Here is a 15378-nt window from a genome sequence, read left to right as displayed (position 1 = left end):
AGCGTTCGGACCGTTCGTCGGCCCAGGGGCGTTGTCAGTGGCTCCTGCCACACTCCTGGACATGCGCGAAGAACTGAGCGACGACGACTACGCGGACGTACGGCTCCGGGACGTGCGGGACGCCGACCTCGAGGCCTTCCTCGCCTACGAGCACGACCCGGAAGCCGTCCGGCGGTCGAGATTCACCCCTCGGCCGCGCGACGCCTTCCTGAAGCACTGGAGGAAGAGCGTCCTCGGGGACAAGACCTGCCTGGTGCAGACGGTCACGGTGGGGGACGACGTGGCCGGAAGCGTCGTCTCCTGGTGGGACGGCGACCGCCGCTTCCTCGGCTACTGGCTGGGGCGGCCGTACTGGGGGCGGGGCATCGGCACCAAGGCGCTCGCCCTCTTCCTCGGAATCGAGCGGACCCGTCCGCTGTACGCCGACCCCTTCCACGGCAACACCGCCTCCGTACGACTCCTCGAACGACACGGCTTCCAGCGCGCGGGCACCCTCCACCACGGCGACGACGAACACGTGCTTCTCGTTCTGTCCGCCCTGGAAAAATGAGCGGTGGCCACGGACGACCCCCTGACACGATCACCGTATGAAGGAGCCGCACCCGCAGCACACCCGTACCTTCGAAGACCTCGTCGCCGAAGGCGCCGCCGTGCCCACCGAAGGCTGGGACTTCTCGTGGTTCGAGGGGCGGGCCACCGAGGCACGGCCGTCTTGGGGGTACGCCTCGTCCCTGGCCGAGCGGCTCTCCCTCTCCACCGCCGCTCTCGACATCCAGACGGGGGGAGGGGAGGTACTCGACTTCGCGCTCCGTCGCGCCCCCAAGGCACCCGCCCTCACCGTCGCCACCGAGGGCTGGCCGCCGAACATCGCCAAGGCCACCGCCCTCCTCCGCCCGCACGGCGTCGCCGTAGTCGCCTCACCCGAGGACGCCCCTCCGCCCTTCGCCGACGGCGCTTTCGACCTAGGCCCTGTCGTCAAATTCCCGCCTGCCGCGCGACGCCATGCACGCTCCCCCAGAGGGGGCACCCCCACTCGCCGCACCGCGCGAAAGCCCAAGTAGCTCCGCTACGAGGGCTTCCACGCGGCACGCCGAGAGCACGCACCTGACGCCGCGCGGCCCGCCCTTCGGGCGGACGACGGGAATTTGACGACAGGGCCTAGTCAGCAGCCGGCACCCGGTCAGTCCGCACTGGGCCGAGATCGCCTGCGTCCTCGAGCCCGGCGGCACGTACTTCGCCCAACACGTCGGCCCCCGCAGCGCCTTCGAGCTGGTCGAGTACTTCCTCGGCCCCCTCCCACAGGAGCAGAGCGCCGCCCGCCACCCGGACCGCGAGCGCGCCGACGCCGAGGCAGCCGGTCTGGAGATCGTCGACGTGCGGGCCGAGCGGCTGCGCATGGAGTTCCACGACATCGCGGCCGTCGTCCATTTCCTGCGCAAGGTGGTGTGGATGGTCCCCGGCTTCACCGTCGAGGCGTACCGACCCCGACTGCGCGCCCTGCACGAGCAGATCCAGGCCGACGGCCCCTTCGTCGCGCACAGCACCCGCCACCTCTTCGAGGCACGCAAGCCGTCCGCCTGAGCGCGCTCGCCGCGTCCCTCACGCATGCGGGCCGACCCTGCCGCGCCGTCAGGCCTCGTCCGGTCGGCTCCACCGTCACCTTCGTACGACGTGCCCTGGCGCCGCTCGTCATGCAAACCGTGTATCCGTGCGCAAAGACCTGCCGCCCCCTGCACATCAAAGGAAGCCCCACCTTTTCCACATTGTTATAGCGGCCGACTCGCTTTCCCTCCGGCCCTCACGTAGGTTCAGACCAAGGTAATTCGCGTAAGCAAAGTCGCGCGGCGGCACCGCGCGGCGGAGGGGGCTGCGCGGTGCCGTGCACCCGTACGCACCCCAGATGGACGCGCATCGCATCGAACCCGCGTCCGTCACGCGGAATCGCGTGCGTCGTCAAGTGAGCGTTCGCGGTCGGGGTCACCCAGGGGAGGGAAGCGCGGACAAGTCGCCGAGCGCGGCCCAAGAGGCGGCAAACCCTCCGGATCCGTCCGCATCCCACGCGTTTCCCCTGGGAATCGGCTTCGATCCCGTCGCGAATCCGCCACGAAAAGGCCCCGTCATGGCCACCGGGCCGTCGCCGAGTGACTTCGGAGAGTGATTGTGGCACGCCGATGCGCGCAGCATCCCTCACGAAGGGTTATGGTGGAAACCCCCCCTCGGGCCGGTCCGTCTCCCCCCACGGACCGGCCCGTTTTTCTTGCCCGGATCCGGGGTGCGTGCGGGCGCCGGGCGCTGCCCCCACCCCAAACCCAGACACCTCCCAGGCGCCCGCCCCCACCCACCGCCCCATAAACCCGGCCCAAGCCCCGCAGGGGTAGGCTTCGCCTCCGGGGACCGCCATAGGGACAGGAACCACCCTCGCCTGCGCCGCGCGCAGCGCCACGCGCCTGTCCGACCCGTACGGAGGGGCTGACAATCACGTGAACCTGCGCGACAAGCTGCGCGGCCTGCTGGTCAGGCTGTACGCACGCCGGGTGGAGGGTCACCTGGACCACGCTCAGGTGCCCAAGCACATCGGCGTCATCATGGACGGCAACCGGCGCTGGGCGAAGGCCGCGGGCTCCTCCACTGTGCACGGTCACCGGGCGGGTGCCGAGAAGATCGAGGAGTTCCTCGGCTGGTGCTCCGAGACGGACGTCGAGGTCGTCACCCTCTGGCTGCTGTCGACCGACAACTTCGACCGGCCGCAGGACGAGCTCGTCCCGCTCCTCGGCATCATCGAGGACGTCGTGCGCACCCTCGCCGCCGACGGCCGCTGGCGGGTGCACCACGTCGGCACGCCCGACCTGCTGCCGTCCGGGATGCAGACCACCCTCAAGGAGGCCGAGGAGGCCACCGCGCACGTCGACGGGATACTGGTCAACGTCGCCATCGGCTACGGCGGCCGCCAGGAGATCGCCGACGCCGTGCGGTCGATGATCGTCGACGCCCAGGACAAGGGCACCTCGATGGAGGACCTCGCCGAGTCCGTCAGCGTCGACCTGATCGGCCGCCACCTCTACACCGGCGACCAGCCCGACCCGGACCTCGTGATCCGTACCAGCGGCGAGCAGCGGCTGTCCGGATTCATGCTGTGGCAGACGGCCCACTCCGAGTACTACTTCTGCGAGGTCTTCTGGCCGGCCTTCCGCAAGGTCGACTTCCTGCGCGCCCTGCGCGACTACGCGGCCCGGCACCGGCGTTACGGCGGCTGATCCCCCTGCGGCGCTCTCACCGCCGTATCCGGACGCGACGAAAGTCACCCTCTCCGGGACAGAAGTAACAAGGAGTTCACCAGCGCGCCGTCATATGCGCTGGCATGGCACCGCATGTTCGAGGGCATAAGCCAAGCAGGTCGACGCCCGAACCACGGGTGTCGTATCTCAGCGGGCGGCGCCGGAGCCGTCCGCCCGGGAGGCCCTTTGCACCAGCCCTACCGTGCGGTCACGGCACGGGAGAAGCAGTGGAGGGCCGGTTTTCGGCCCATGCCAGGCGTGCAGGGCGGCCGACGACCGGTCCAGCTCCACTCCGTCGCTCCCCGACCTCATCCGAGGGGGTACGTCCTTCCGTGGTGACCAGCACAAAGCGCCACAAGCCAGACCGGCGCACTTACGTTCTCGACACCAGCGTCCTGCTGGCCGACCCGAACGCCCTGAACCGCTTCGACGAGCACGAGGTCGTGCTCCCCATCGTCGTGGTGACGGAACTGGAGGCCAAGCGGCACCATCCCGAACTGGGTTACTTCGCCCGGCAGGCACTGCGCCTGCTCGACGAGTTCCGGGTGAAGTACGGCCGTCTCGACGCCCCCATCCCGACCGGGGACCTCGGCGGGACCATCCGTGTCGAGCTCAACCACTCGGACCCCAGCGTTCTGCCGACCGGCTACCGTCTGGGGGACAACGACTCCCGCATCCTCGCGGTCGCCCGCAATCTGCAGGCCGAGGGGTTCGACGTCACCGTCGTGTCGAAGGACCTGCCGCTCAGGATCAAGGCCTCGTCCGTCGGTCTCCTCGCCGAGGAGTATCGCGCCGAGCTCGCCATCACGGACTCCTCCGGCTGGACCGGAATGTCCGAACTGACCCTGTCCGGCGAGCAGGTGGACGTCCTCTTCGAGGAAGGTCACATCTACGTCCCCGAAGCCGCCGCCATGCCGGTGCACACCGGGCTGACGATCCACTCCGAGCGCGGCAAGGCGCTGGGCCGGATCACGCCCGAGGGCAACGTCCGTCTGGTGCGCGGCGATCGGGAGGCCTTCGGTATCAAGGGCCGTAGTGCCGAGCAGCGGATCGCGCTCGACCTGCTGCTCGACCCGGACGTCGGGATCGTGTCCATGGGCGGGCGGGCCGGCACCGGCAAGTCGGCGCTGGCGCTGTGCGCGGGCCTCGAAGCGGTGCTGGAGCGCCGTCAGCACCAGAAGGTGATGGTCTTCCGGCCGCTGTACGCGGTGGGCGGGCAGGAGCTCGGCTATCTGCCCGGCAGCGAGGCCGAGAAGATGAGCCCCTGGGCGCAGGCGGTCTTCGACACGCTGTCCGCGGTCACCAGCCGCGAGGTCATCGAGGAGATCACCGCGCGCGGCATGCTGGAGGTGCTGCCCCTCACCCACATCCGCGGACGCTCGCTGCACGACGCGTTCGTGATCGTGGACGAGGCACAGTCGCTGGAAAGGAATGTCCTGCTGACTGTTCTGTCCCGAATTGGCGCCAATTCGCGGGTGGTTCTCACCCATGACGTGGCCCAGCGGGACAATCTGAGGGTCGGGCGCTACGACGGTGTCGTCGCCGTCGTGGAGAAGCTGAAGGGGCATCCACTTTTCGCCCACGTCACGCTGACGCGGTCCGAGAGGTCCCAGATTGCCGCCCTTGTGACCGAAATGCTGGAGGACGGGCAGATCTGACCCAAGTGCTCAACTTGCGGTAGCTACTCGTTGGTTGGCGCCGTTCGGAAAGGCAGTGAGCCTATCCGGGCGGCGCCTCGGCGTGTGCGGCTTTCCGAAAAACCCCTGGGGCAAACGAGGTGTGAGCTTTCACACTCAACACAGAATTGCCTTGCGGCGTCTGGTTACGGCAGAGTCTCACTCCTGTCAGGCCCCGCATACGACACACCTGTACCCCCAGCGGTACGGCACCACAGCAACACCACCACCAACTCCATACTGCCGTCGTATGCCGCCCGAGTTACCACGCGGCGCTCTCCTACACGGGAGTTGCCCACCGGGTCCGTGCCTCCCGTGACCCCGCAGTTGGGAGGCCAGCGCAAGGGGCACGATTGCGTCCGCCAGGGTCACCGAAGCGGGCGATGCTGGAAGGAAACCGTGTGAGTCCGATTTCGGTCAGGGGATTCGCAGTGGCCTCGGCCACCGCGGTCACCGCTGTCGGAAGCGTCGTCGGTGTTGCCTCGGGCAGCACCGCGCAGAACAACGACGCCGAGGCGACGGCTGCCGATTCGACGCTCCTCGCGGACATACCCGCGGGCCAGCAGGCCCAGGTGCAGAGCGAGTCCCTGACGGCGCAGGCCAACGTACAGGCCATCGCCGCGGACGTGAGCGCCAAGAAGGACGCTGAGGAGTCGGCCCGCAAGGCCGCCGCCCAGACCGCGATCGAGAAGAAGGAAGCCGCCGAGAAGGCGGCGCAGGAAGCCAAGGAGCGCGAAGAGGCCGAGGCGAAGGCCTCCCAGTCCTCCTCCGCGGACTTCCCCATCCAGGGCTCGTACAGCATCGCGGAGATCCAGGCGATGGCGCGCCAGATGGTGCCGAGCGACCAGTTCCAGTGCTTCAGCAACATCGTGGACCACGAGTCCAGCTGGAACTACCAGGCGGTCAACGCCTCCTCGGGTGCTTACGGCCTCTTCCAGGCGCTGCCCGGTTCCAAGATGTCGTCCGTCGGCTCGGACTGGCAGACGAACCCGGCCACCCAGATCAAGTGGGGCCTGAACTACATGAACGAGCGCTACGACAGTCCCTGCGGCGCTTGGTCGTTCTGGCAGGCCAACCGCTGGTACTAGGCGCTCCGCTGAGGGGGCCGCGATAGGCCGTCATTTGGCTGCGGCGCCGTCGTGGCTGGTCGCGCCCGCGCGGCGGAGCCGCATATTCGATGCAGCCCCGCGCCCCTTAGGGCGTGGTTCAACCCTGCGAAGCCTCTCACCGTCTTTGTGGTGAGGGGCTTTCGCTGTTCTCCGGTGACGCATGTACGGTCGGACGGACGACTCCAGGGGGGAGTGGTGGGGAGAGACGGGGAAGAGGGCGGATCATGTCGCGAGTGCCAGGGTGGCTCGGTCGGCTCAGCGCCGGACTGACCGAGATGAGCGAACGGTTGGACGAGCGCCGCGCCGCGGTGGAACGGGAGAGCGACGAGCTCCAGCCGGTGCGGAGGTCCGCCGTCGAGGCCGCGCCTGAGCCCTCCGCCGACGACACCCTCTCGCCGCCCGCCGACCACGTTCCCCGGCCCCCCGACTACGCGCCCTCGGCTCCGCCGCCCCGCCCCGACCCCGCACAGGTCGTGCCGTGGGGCGTCCGGGTCGCGGCGGAGGCCGGCTGGCGGCTGCTGGTGCTGGCCGGCACAGTTTGGGTGCTGATGCGGGTCATCAGCGCCGTACAACTCGTCGTGCTGGCCTTCGTCATCGCGCTGCTCCTCACCGCGCTGATGCAGCCCTCGGTGGCGTGGCTGAGGCGGCGCGGTGTGCCACGCGGGCTCGCCACCGCCCTGACCGCGGTCCTCGGGTTCGTCGTCATCGGGCTGATGGGCTGGTTCGTGACCTGGCAGGTCATGGAGAACATCGACAACCTCTCCGACCAGATCCAGGACGGCATCGACGAGCTGCGCAACTGGCTGCTCAACAGCCCCTTCCACGTCACCGACAAGCAGATCAACGAGATCGCCGAGAACCTCAGGGAGGCGATCGGCGCCAACACCGACGAGATCACCTCCGCCGGTCTGGAAGGCGTCACGGTCGTCGTCGAGGCCCTCACCGGCATTCTGCTGGCCGCCTTCTCGACCCTCTTCCTGCTCTACGACGGCAAGCGCATCTGGGAGTGGACGCTGAAGCTGGTGCCCGCCGCGGCCCGGCCGGGCGTCGCCGGCGCCGGCCCGCGCGCGTGGGAGACGCTCACGGCGTATGTACGCGGCACGGTCCTCGTCGCCCTGATCGACGCCGTCTTCATCGGCATCGGCATCTACTTCCTCGATGTGCCGATGGCCGTCCCGCTGGCCGTCTTCATCTTCTTGTTCTCCTTCATCCCGCTCGTCGGCGCGGTGGCCTCCGGCGCGTTGGCGGTGGTGGTGGCCCTGGTGACGCAGGGCGTGTTCACCGCGGTCATGACGCTCGCCGTCGTCCTCGCCGTGCAGCAGATCGAGGGCCACGTCCTGCAGCCGTTCATCCTCGGGCGCGCGGTCCGCGTCCACCCGCTGGCGGTGGTGCTGTCGGTGGCGGCCGGCGGCATGGTGGCGGGGATCGGCGGGGCGGTGGTGGCCGTACCGCTGGTGGCGGTTTCGAACACGATCGTGGGGTATCTGCGGGCGTATTCGCAGGAGACGGTGCCTCGACAGCCGCGTCCGACGCTTGCGGACAAGGCCGTTCCGGCGGAAGCGGGGTCCGGGCGCGCGGCCTCCGGGGACGCCCAGGACAGCGCGGAGGGCCCCGCCCACCAGCAGTGAGCGAGGCCCTCGACGTGGTTCGGCCTACTCTTCGGCCAACCCTTCGGCCAACCCTTCGGCCTACTCGGAGAGCACGGCCTCGGCATCCAGCGTGACACCGACCGCCTGAACGACGGACGCGATCTTGAACGCCTCCTGGACCGTCTCGCGGTCCACGCCCGCCTTGCGCAGTACCTGCTCGTGCGAGTCGAGGCACAGGCCGCAGCCGTTGATGGCGGACACCGCGAAGGACCACAGCTCGAAGTCGACCTTGTCGACACCGGGGTTGCCGATGACGTTCATACGGAGCCCGGCGCGCAGGCTGCCGTACTCGTGGTCGGACAGCAGGTGCCGGGTCCGGTAGAAGACGTTGTTCATCGCCATCACCGCGGCCGCGGACTTCGCCGCGTTGTACGCCTCCGGCGTGAGGTTCGCCTTCGCCTCCGGCGCCAGCTCGCGCAGCACGATCGGGGAGCGCGAGGCGATCGCGGTGGCGAGGACCGTGCCCCACAGCTGCTGCGCCGGGAGGTCGGAGTTGCCGATGACCGAGCCCAGGTTGAGCTTCAGGTCCTTGGCGTAGTCCGGTATGCGGGACTTCAGGGAGTCGAGGGACATGTCACTCACTCTCCGGCAAGCAGCTTGACCGGGTCCAGGGTGTCCTCGCCCTTGGTCCAGTTGCACGGGCACAGCTCGTCCGTCTGCAGGGCGTCCAGGACCCGCAGGACCTCCTTGGGGTTACGGCCGACGGAGCCGGCGGTCACCATGGAGAACTGGATCTCGTTGTTCTGGTCGACGATGAAGACGGCGCGCTTGGCGAAGCCGTCCTCGCCCTCGATGCCGAGGTCGCGCATCAGCTCGTGCCTGGAGTCGGCCATCATCGGGAACGGCAGGTCGCGCAGGTCGTCGTGGTCCTTGCGCCAGGCGTGGTGGACGAACTCCGAGTCACCGGAGAAGCCGAGGACCTGCGCGTCGCGGTCGGCGAACTCCTCGTTCAGCTTGCCGAAGGCCGCGATCTCGGTCGGGCAGACGAAGGTGAAGTCCTTCGGCCAGGCGAAGACCACCAACCAACCCTTCTTTTCCCGGTTGAGCTTAAGCCATTCGGCGTCGATCCGCTCGAACTCCTTGCCCTTCTCCAGGGAGACGCATGCCATGAGGTCGAAGTCAGGGAACTGGTCACCGACAGTAAGCACGTACAGGCCCTTCAGGTGTTGCTTGGGTTGGACAGGTGTAACCCTGTCAGATGCTCCTGTCGTAGGTGAAATCGATCAATCAGGTCAAAGTGATCAGTGATGCCGATCAGTTCGGCATGCCGAACGGGCGCCTGGCTGCTCACGGCGGGGCACACGGCAGACATGACGAGAGCCCCTGCCAGAGGTATGGCAGAGGCTCTCGCGAATCAGTCCACGGGTTGGCCTGAAGGGCCTTCGATGGCGCTGCGGATGGTGGTCAGAAGGCGCCGAGCTCTCGGGCCTTGACGCCCGCCACGAAGGACGAGAACGCATCGGTGGGGAAGCTCAGAACCGGGCCGCTTGAGTTCTTGGAGTCACGGACGGGTACCACGCCGCGTGAGGCGACGAGGTTTCCGGCGACCTCCACGCAAGCGCCGCCGTTGTCGCTGTACGAGGACTTGAACCAACGAGGGGATTCGGTCGTCACGGGGTGCCCTTTCGCAACTGGTTGATCATGGCCACAGATGCCGCCTGCGAGCAGGCTTCGGCCTGTAGTTGATGGTAGGCCGCCAACAAGGGCAGTACGAACGAGCTTTCCCGCTCAAGATGGCCTCGGTGCGCGGACTCGGCGTACGACATGAGGGAGCGGTCTGGCATCGTCAGGATGTAGAGCGGCAGATTGAACGTCCGACGCGCCCCCATGTCGTACGGGGCGACCTGAAGCACGGTGTTCGGCAGCTCGGCGAACTCGGCCAGACGCTCCAACTGAGCGTCCATGACGGCGGGCTCGCCGATGGGCCGGCGGATACAGCTTTCATCCAGCATCACGAAAACCAGAGGTGAAGACGGGCGGACGAGTGCGGCTTGCCGTTCGGCGACGAGCGTCACCCGCTCGTGCGCCTGCTCGGCGGTGATCGCTCCTCGCTTGACGGCGCTGTCTGCAAGCACCTCTGCGTACTCCGGTGTCTGGAGAAGCCCAGGGATGATCCCGATCTCAAACAGCCGGATTTCCGCTGCTCGGCCCTCGTGCCCGACGTACTCGGGGAAGCCCTCCAGCAAGGAGCCCTGACGAAGTTCACGGAACTGGCGCTCGAACGTGTCTGCACCCTCGATGCCGAAGGCGTGGTCTGCACTACGCGAGAAACGAAGGGTTGGAGACTTCCGCCCAGTTTCAACCGCTGAAATATGCACACTGGAATATTCCATGCGTTCGGCAAGGTCATCTTGGGTCCAGCCGCGCGCTTCTCGCAGACTGCGTAAACGCGCCCCGTAAGCCGCTTGAGGCGAGGCATCAGGGTTCAACTCCTTGCGATTCAAGGGTTGTTACACCAACCTTTCGTTCCTTTCCGGCAAGTTGAAGTGTTCCCAGGTGTGGGCCACGCTGAACCTGCTTGGTAGTGGCGGCACTACGGAGAGGAGCGGTCGTGTCCGATCAGGGAACGGCTCCGCCTTGGGCTGACGACAGGCCGGAGCTGGCAGCGCTCGTAGTAGCCGGCGGTTTCTGGCGGCTCCGCATGGAGCCCGCCGAAACGTGGCTCAACCAGTGGGCGCCGTATCCCGTTGGTGTCCGTAGGGGGCCGTACGCCGTGCCGACGCGCGCCAACTTGAAAGCGACGCTCGCTGGGCTGGAGAGGTTGCTCCCTGTGATCCGAAGCGAAGAGACGACGTCCGCTCCGGCCGTCCCGATGCCTGATCTTGAATCCGTTGCCGTTGCCGTTGGCGGGTGCGTGACCTGCAAGGCGGCGCACAGCGGCCGCACATCCGCGCACGCACGTGGCGCTGACCGAACGGCGCGGGAGTTCAACCGGATCATCGGGCAGCACCCGCACCGACGTACAGGCGAGGGGGTGAAGGAGTGAACGCCGAATTTCCGGAAGGAACAGACCTCGCGCCCGCTTCGCCTGTCGCTTTTCCGTCGTGCCAGTGCGGCTACCCCGAGTGCCCCGAGACCCATGACAGCGTTGCCGACACCCCGCCGAAGTACAGCGGCCCCGACGATCGATCGTTCAGCCCGACCATGCGGCGCCTTCGTCCCCTCGTGGAGAAGGAGAACCGGCGTGCGCTCTGATCTGACAGCAGGGCTCGGCACGAGCGGCAAACCACAGCCAGCGGGCTACCGCGCAGAGGTACGCGCGGAAGGGCCGGTGTACGGCACTGGGGAGAGTGTGCAGTACGTCTTAGGCACGTTTCAGAGCTTTTCCCCTGTGCTGGTGATCCGGTGGCTTCGCGGCGAGGCACTGCGCATGGCTGACCGGCTCGACCCCGATCCGGGACGCTCGCCGTGGTTTCCCACCCCGGCCGAATGCGAAGCGGCACCCGTTCACGACTGCCCCACGGAACTGCGGCGGTGGGCCAACGATCTCAACGAGGAACGCGAAGCACGCGAGCACATCAAGGGCGGGCACCCGCTCTTCGTGACGGCCACTGATCCGGACTGCACATACACCCTGTCCGTCTGGCCGGTGCGGATGTCTGCGGAGCCTGACCGGTGGCCGGGCGAATCACTTACACACCGGATCGGCGGACTGTCACACCCCCTGTACGTAGTCGCCGAAAACCCATGGAGGTAAGGGCATGAAGCGCGGTATGCGGCTACTGCCGACCGCCGCTATGCGTCAGTGCACGGCCACGGCCGAAGTGGCCTTCACCGAACTGTTGATAGCGATACTCGCTGGACAGAAGCGGGTCACTGGCGAGGACTGTGAGGACGCCCCCGCCACGGCCCGATGCGAACTCGGACTCTGGCACGAGGGTGAACACGCCGACTACGTATGGGACTGGCGAGAGCACAAGCCGCACGAAGGACTGTGGGCGCGCTGGACACCGGACGGAACGATGCGGTTTGAGTCGCTGAGGCACTGCGAGATCTCTGACGGATCGGACGACGAAGAAGCGTGCATGCTCTACCGGCATCACCCCCGCGAACACTCGTGGGCCCTGCGTGACCCCAAGACAGATGCCCTGCGCCGCAGGGTCCTAGCCGAAGGTGCCGGAGTGATCGAGCGGCTCAGCAGCAAGCCCAATTAGCCCCCGCCCTGACCGGATGAGCCTTTCCTCCTGCACTTCGGTCAGGGCGGGCACCACGTCTCTGTCGCTCTCCTTCATTGAGTGATCCTCAAGCGGGGGGAACAGCGAATGTGCGACAGAGCGCCCGTGAGACAGCCCAATCGCGAAAATCAACGGCCGCGTGGGCTGACATCCGGTCCGACCCCGGACACGGGCACCACCCCCTTGTAGCTGAGTCAGGAAGAGCCCCCTCTCTCTCCTGGCACGAGGGTGAACACGCACACGACGTACCCCTAGAGGGGGGGCGAGGCACGTTAGCGCACGATCCGACGCGAAGGAGTGCAGCCGTGACAGCCATCATGGAGAGCCCCACGAACGCCCCGGTCCTGGGTATCAGGTCGCTTGAGCTGGAGATCACCGGTAAGTGCCAGCTCACCTGTACGCACTGTCTGTCAGAGTCCAGCCCGCAGGCCACGCACGGCTCCATGACCCCGGCGGACTGGCGCGCGGTCATCACGGACGCTGCCGCGCTCGGCATCCGAACCATTCAGCTCATCGGCGGGGAGCCGACTGTTCACCCGTACTGGCGGGAGTTCACGGAACTCGGACTCTCGCTCGGACTGCACGTGGAGGTGTACTCCAACCTGTTCTATGTGGCGCCGGACTGGTGGGAGGTGTTCGAGCGGGACGGCGTGACGCTGGGCACCAGTTACTACAGCAACGATCCCGAAGAGCACGACAAGATCACCGGTCGGCGAGGGAGCTACGCCCGTACCCGGTGCAACATCCGGGAAGCGGTCATGCGTGGGATCACGGTTCGAGCCGGGATCGTAGATGTCCTGCCGGGGCAGCACGTCACCGAGGCTCGCTCAGAGCTGGAATCCATGGGCGTGAAGCACATCAACACGGATCGAGTGCGCGCGGTCGGACGGGCACAACTTCCCGGAGTCGCCCCGGCGCTGGACGAGATGTGCGGGCGGTGCACTCGTGGCCGCGCGGCGATCCTGCCGAACGGAGACCTCGCCGGCTGTGTGCTGTCGCGCGACTTCCCGGCGGGCAACGTGCGGGAAACTCGGCTCGCCGACCTGCTCAGGGGCCCGAAGTGGGCGGAACTCGCAGCGCGCATCCCCGCCCCGCGCGCTGCCTGCGGCCCAGACGACTCGAACGACTGCGATCCCGCGAACACGACAGCGTGTGACCCCGCGTACTGACCACTGAAAGGCTCGGCAGCATGGAATGGAACCAGCAAGCGGAACGGCTCGCGCACCGGGTGACGGACCCTGACTCCCGATGGCTGGCTCCCGTGGCCCGTGTTCCTCGTCACGAGCTGGTTCCCCGTTGGTGGGAGGTGGACGACTCGGGCGGGTGGGTGCTGCGGGACGGGCCGAGCGACACGCACGCGTGGACCGAAGCTGCTTACGCCGACCGTTCCCTGATCACCAGGGTCGGCACGCTCCATGCCGACCTCGCGAAGCCCGGTGACCAGCCTTCGGGAATGCCCACCTCGTCGGCCACGCTGCCGAGTCTGGTCGTGCGCATGCTCCGGCATGTCCGGCTCTGGGACGGACTGCCTCTCCTGGACTTGGGCACGGGGGCCGGTGGACTCACGGCGTACGCGTCGCACCGCATCGGGGACCGGTGCGTGACGAGTCTGGACGTGGACTCGTACCTGACGAGCGCGGCGGGGGAACGGCTCGCGTCCATGGGCTACCACCCGAAGTTCGTCACAGCGGACGCCACCGAGCATGTGCCCGGCACGTACGAGCGCATCGTGTGCACCGTGGCGCTTCCGCCTGGTCCTGGATTGCGGGCTGTTCTCGCGGCCCTGGTGCCTGGGGGACGCATCGCAACCACCCTTGCGCGAACCTCCCTGATCGTCACCGGGTGGAAGCACGCGAACGGGGACGTGATCGGGCAGGTGGAACGGGACATGGCGGGCTTCATGCTCACCCGGTCCGGTGACGACTACCCGCCCGCCCTTGCACAGCTGTTCTCCCTCGCCCGCGAGGCTGAGGGAGAACAGAGGAGCACCGGGCGCTACCCCGTGGTGGACGTGGCCAACGCATGGGAACTGCGATCCATGCTGGAAGTCACCACACCGGGCGTCGAACTCGGCTACGAGACAACCGGCCGAACTCGAACCGCCTACCTGGTGCACCCGGACGGTTCATGGGCTCGCGCCTCCGCCGAGTGGACAGACCCGCCGGAAGTGCACCAGGGCGGCCCGCAACGACTGTGGGAAGCACTTGAGCGCATCCGCAACAGGCTCAACGCGGAAGGAGCGTTGCCGCTGCTCGGCTCGCAAGTCCGGATCACGCCCGATGGCGTCTGCCACCTGTCACGCGGACGATGGCAGGCATCCATGGGCGCCCTGTAAAGCCCGGCACACAGGAGTCTCTCCACCATCCGTGTGCCAGACGGCGACGCGTTCCCCGAACGTCGCCACACCGCCCCGCCCGTGCGCTTCCCCCTGTGGCGTGCGGGCGGGGCTTCTTTGTTTTCTGCCATCACTTGCTCGACCTCTCCAAACTCATCCGGATAAGTGGTTGACCGGCCTGAGGTGAGTGCCCGATGCTGGCAACTCATCCGGATGAGTGGATGGGCTTCGCGTAGTGCGAAACCGGACCGCTCATGCTGTTTCGAGCGAAAGGGAAGTTGATCATGGGTGGCAAGGTTCTGCGGTCGCTGGTTGTGTCTGGAGCGCTGGTGGCTGGTGTCGGCCTGGTGGGCGCCTCGGTGGCGTCGGCGGCGGTTCCGTCGGGTCCGTCCGGGCCGGCGGTGAGTGCGTCGGCTCCGTCGTCGGTCCACGGTGCGGTGGCCGAGTCCGTCAACTACGCGGTGACGCGTACGGCGACCGTGGATGGGCTCCGGGTGCGTATGGGGCCGGGTACGGATTCACTGATACTGGGTCAGATCTATGCGGGCGAGCAGGTGCAGGTCATCACGTCCACGCGCGTCAGTGGCGGGCAGCAGTGGGACTTGATCATGTTGCAGAGTGATTCGGCGGGTGGGCTGCCGGGCGGCTACGTCGGTTGGGTAACGGACGCGTACTTGTACTAACCCGATTTAGGAAAGGTGACCTTGCGGCCCCTTCTCGGCTTCGGCGGAGAGGGGGCCGTCGCTTGTCCTATGTCGTTGGCATGTGATCGCAGCGTAAGTGCAAAGTGAGGGGGGCGTGTTGATGCGAGCGGTTTCCCGAGTTGACAGACCGTACCCGTGCGTATGCGGGAGGGCTCGAAGTAGACTGCGTGTCCTGTTTTCGATTTGCACAAGCGTTCGGCATGGCGGGGAAGGCCGGTCGTATCTGACCAAGACGGCTGGGGCTGGGGTGAGTTGAGCAATGACAGAGGACGCGTCGCCGGACAGTGGGGGGTACGGCGGCCTCGATGACGCCTTGTTCGTTGCGGGAGTTGACTACGTGTCACCGTGGCGGCAGGCGAAAGAAGTTGCCGAGGAGTTGAACGCGGCCCTGGCGGAGCTGGGTGTAGACGTGCGGCTGGTTCGGGCGGTGGCGCATGTGGGCGCGCATGGTGAAC

15 protein-coding genes and 2 pseudogenes are annotated in these 15378 nt (G+C 67.3%); 13 read left to right on the top strand and 4 right to left on the bottom strand.

Annotation, left to right across the window (positions count from 1 at the left end; all coding sequences use genetic code 11):
- Positions 1-61: 61 nt before the first annotated feature.
- The 7 genes and pseudogenes from QQM39_RS15105 (at position 62) to QQM39_RS15075 (ending at position 7688) form a co-directional block, all read left to right on the top strand.
- Positions 62-550 carry a GNAT family N-acetyltransferase gene (locus QQM39_RS15105; protein WP_301997226.1) on the top strand — a complete coding sequence of 163 codons (489 nt, stop codon included), beginning with the start codon at positions 62-64 and terminating at the stop codon, positions 548-550.
- Between the two features lie 37 nt (positions 551-587).
- Positions 588-965 (top strand): annotated as a pseudogene (locus QQM39_RS15100) (SAM-dependent methyltransferase); the annotation flags it as partial.
- 193 nt (positions 966-1158) lie between these two features.
- Positions 1159-1581, top strand: a pseudogene (locus tag QQM39_RS15095) (SAM-dependent methyltransferase); the annotation flags it as partial.
- Positions 1582-2480: 899 nt separating this feature from the next.
- Positions 2481-3254, top strand: coding sequence for an isoprenyl transferase (locus QQM39_RS15090; protein WP_301997225.1), 774 nt, complete (start codon positions 2481-2483; stop codon positions 3252-3254).
- 353 nt (positions 3255-3607) lie between these two features.
- On the top strand, positions 3608-4933 hold the full coding sequence (locus QQM39_RS15085; RefSeq protein WP_301997224.1) for a PhoH family protein: 1326 nt from the start codon (positions 3608-3610) through the stop codon (positions 4931-4933).
- A 419-nt stretch (positions 4934-5352) separates the two neighbouring features.
- Positions 5353-6039, top strand: a complete 687-nt coding sequence (locus tag QQM39_RS15080; protein ID WP_301997223.1) for a transglycosylase SLT domain-containing protein — start codon at positions 5353-5355, stop codon at positions 6037-6039.
- 245 nt (positions 6040-6284) lie between these two features.
- Complete coding sequence (locus QQM39_RS15075; RefSeq protein WP_301997222.1) at positions 6285-7688, top strand: AI-2E family transporter; 1404 nt, start codon at positions 6285-6287, stop codon at positions 7686-7688.
- Between the two features lie 60 nt (positions 7689-7748).
- Here the strand turns inward: QQM39_RS15075 and QQM39_RS15070 are convergent, their stop codons facing one another.
- The 4 genes from QQM39_RS15070 to QQM39_RS15055 form a co-directional block, all read right to left on the bottom strand.
- Entirely contained in the window at positions 7749-8282 is a 534-nt protein-coding gene (locus QQM39_RS15070) for an alkyl hydroperoxide reductase (RefSeq protein ID WP_301997221.1), read from the bottom strand.
- Positions 8283-8287: 5 nt separating this feature from the next.
- Positions 8288-8857, bottom strand: a complete 570-nt coding sequence (locus tag QQM39_RS15065) for a peroxiredoxin (RefSeq protein ID WP_301997220.1) — start codon at positions 8855-8857, stop codon at positions 8288-8290.
- A gap of 256 nt (positions 8858-9113) precedes the next feature.
- A complete protein-coding gene (locus tag QQM39_RS15060; protein WP_301997219.1) occupies positions 9114-9323 on the bottom strand; it encodes a DUF397 domain-containing protein in 210 nt (69 codons plus the stop codon).
- Positions 9320-10153, bottom strand: a complete 834-nt coding sequence (locus tag QQM39_RS15055; RefSeq protein ID WP_301997218.1) for a Scr1 family TA system antitoxin-like transcriptional regulator — start codon at positions 10151-10153, stop codon at positions 9320-9322. Before QQM39_RS15055 ends, QQM39_RS15060 begins: the two co-directional genes overlap by 4 nt.
- Before the next feature lie 107 nt (positions 10154-10260).
- On the opposite strand from QQM39_RS15055, the gene QQM39_RS15050 reads away from it, so the two are divergent.
- The 6 genes from QQM39_RS15050 (at position 10261) to QQM39_RS15025 (ending at position 14902) form a co-directional block, all read left to right on the top strand.
- On the top strand, positions 10261-10695 hold the full coding sequence (locus tag QQM39_RS15050; RefSeq protein ID WP_301997217.1) for a hypothetical protein: 435 nt from the start codon (positions 10261-10263) through the stop codon (positions 10693-10695).
- Between the two features lie 198 nt (positions 10696-10893).
- A complete protein-coding gene (locus QQM39_RS15045; protein ID WP_301997216.1) occupies positions 10894-11406 on the top strand; it encodes a hypothetical protein in 513 nt (170 codons plus the stop codon).
- Between the two features lie 4 nt (positions 11407-11410).
- Positions 11411-11863: a hypothetical protein gene (locus QQM39_RS15040; RefSeq protein WP_301997215.1), complete on the top strand. Its 453-nt coding sequence runs from the start codon at positions 11411-11413 to the stop codon at positions 11861-11863.
- A gap of 326 nt (positions 11864-12189) precedes the next feature.
- On the top strand, positions 12190-13053 hold the full coding sequence (locus QQM39_RS15035; protein ID WP_301997214.1) for a radical SAM protein: 864 nt from the start codon (positions 12190-12192) through the stop codon (positions 13051-13053).
- Between the two features lie 20 nt (positions 13054-13073).
- Positions 13074-14219: a methyltransferase domain-containing protein gene (locus QQM39_RS15030; RefSeq protein WP_301997213.1), complete on the top strand. Its 1146-nt coding sequence runs from the start codon at positions 13074-13076 to the stop codon at positions 14217-14219.
- 284 nt (positions 14220-14503) lie between these two features.
- Positions 14504-14902 (top strand): SH3 domain-containing protein, encoded by a 399-nt coding sequence (locus QQM39_RS15025; protein ID WP_301997212.1) that lies wholly within the window; start codon positions 14504-14506, stop codon positions 14900-14902.
- Positions 14903-15378 lie beyond the last annotated feature (476 nt).

Source organism: Streptomyces sp. DT2A-34, assembly GCF_030499515.1.
Taxonomy (GTDB): Bacteria; Actinomycetota; Actinomycetes; order Streptomycetales; family Streptomycetaceae; genus Streptomyces.
Note: the sequence above shows the minus strand (reverse complement) of the source record. Positions and strands in the feature narration are given on the sequence as shown.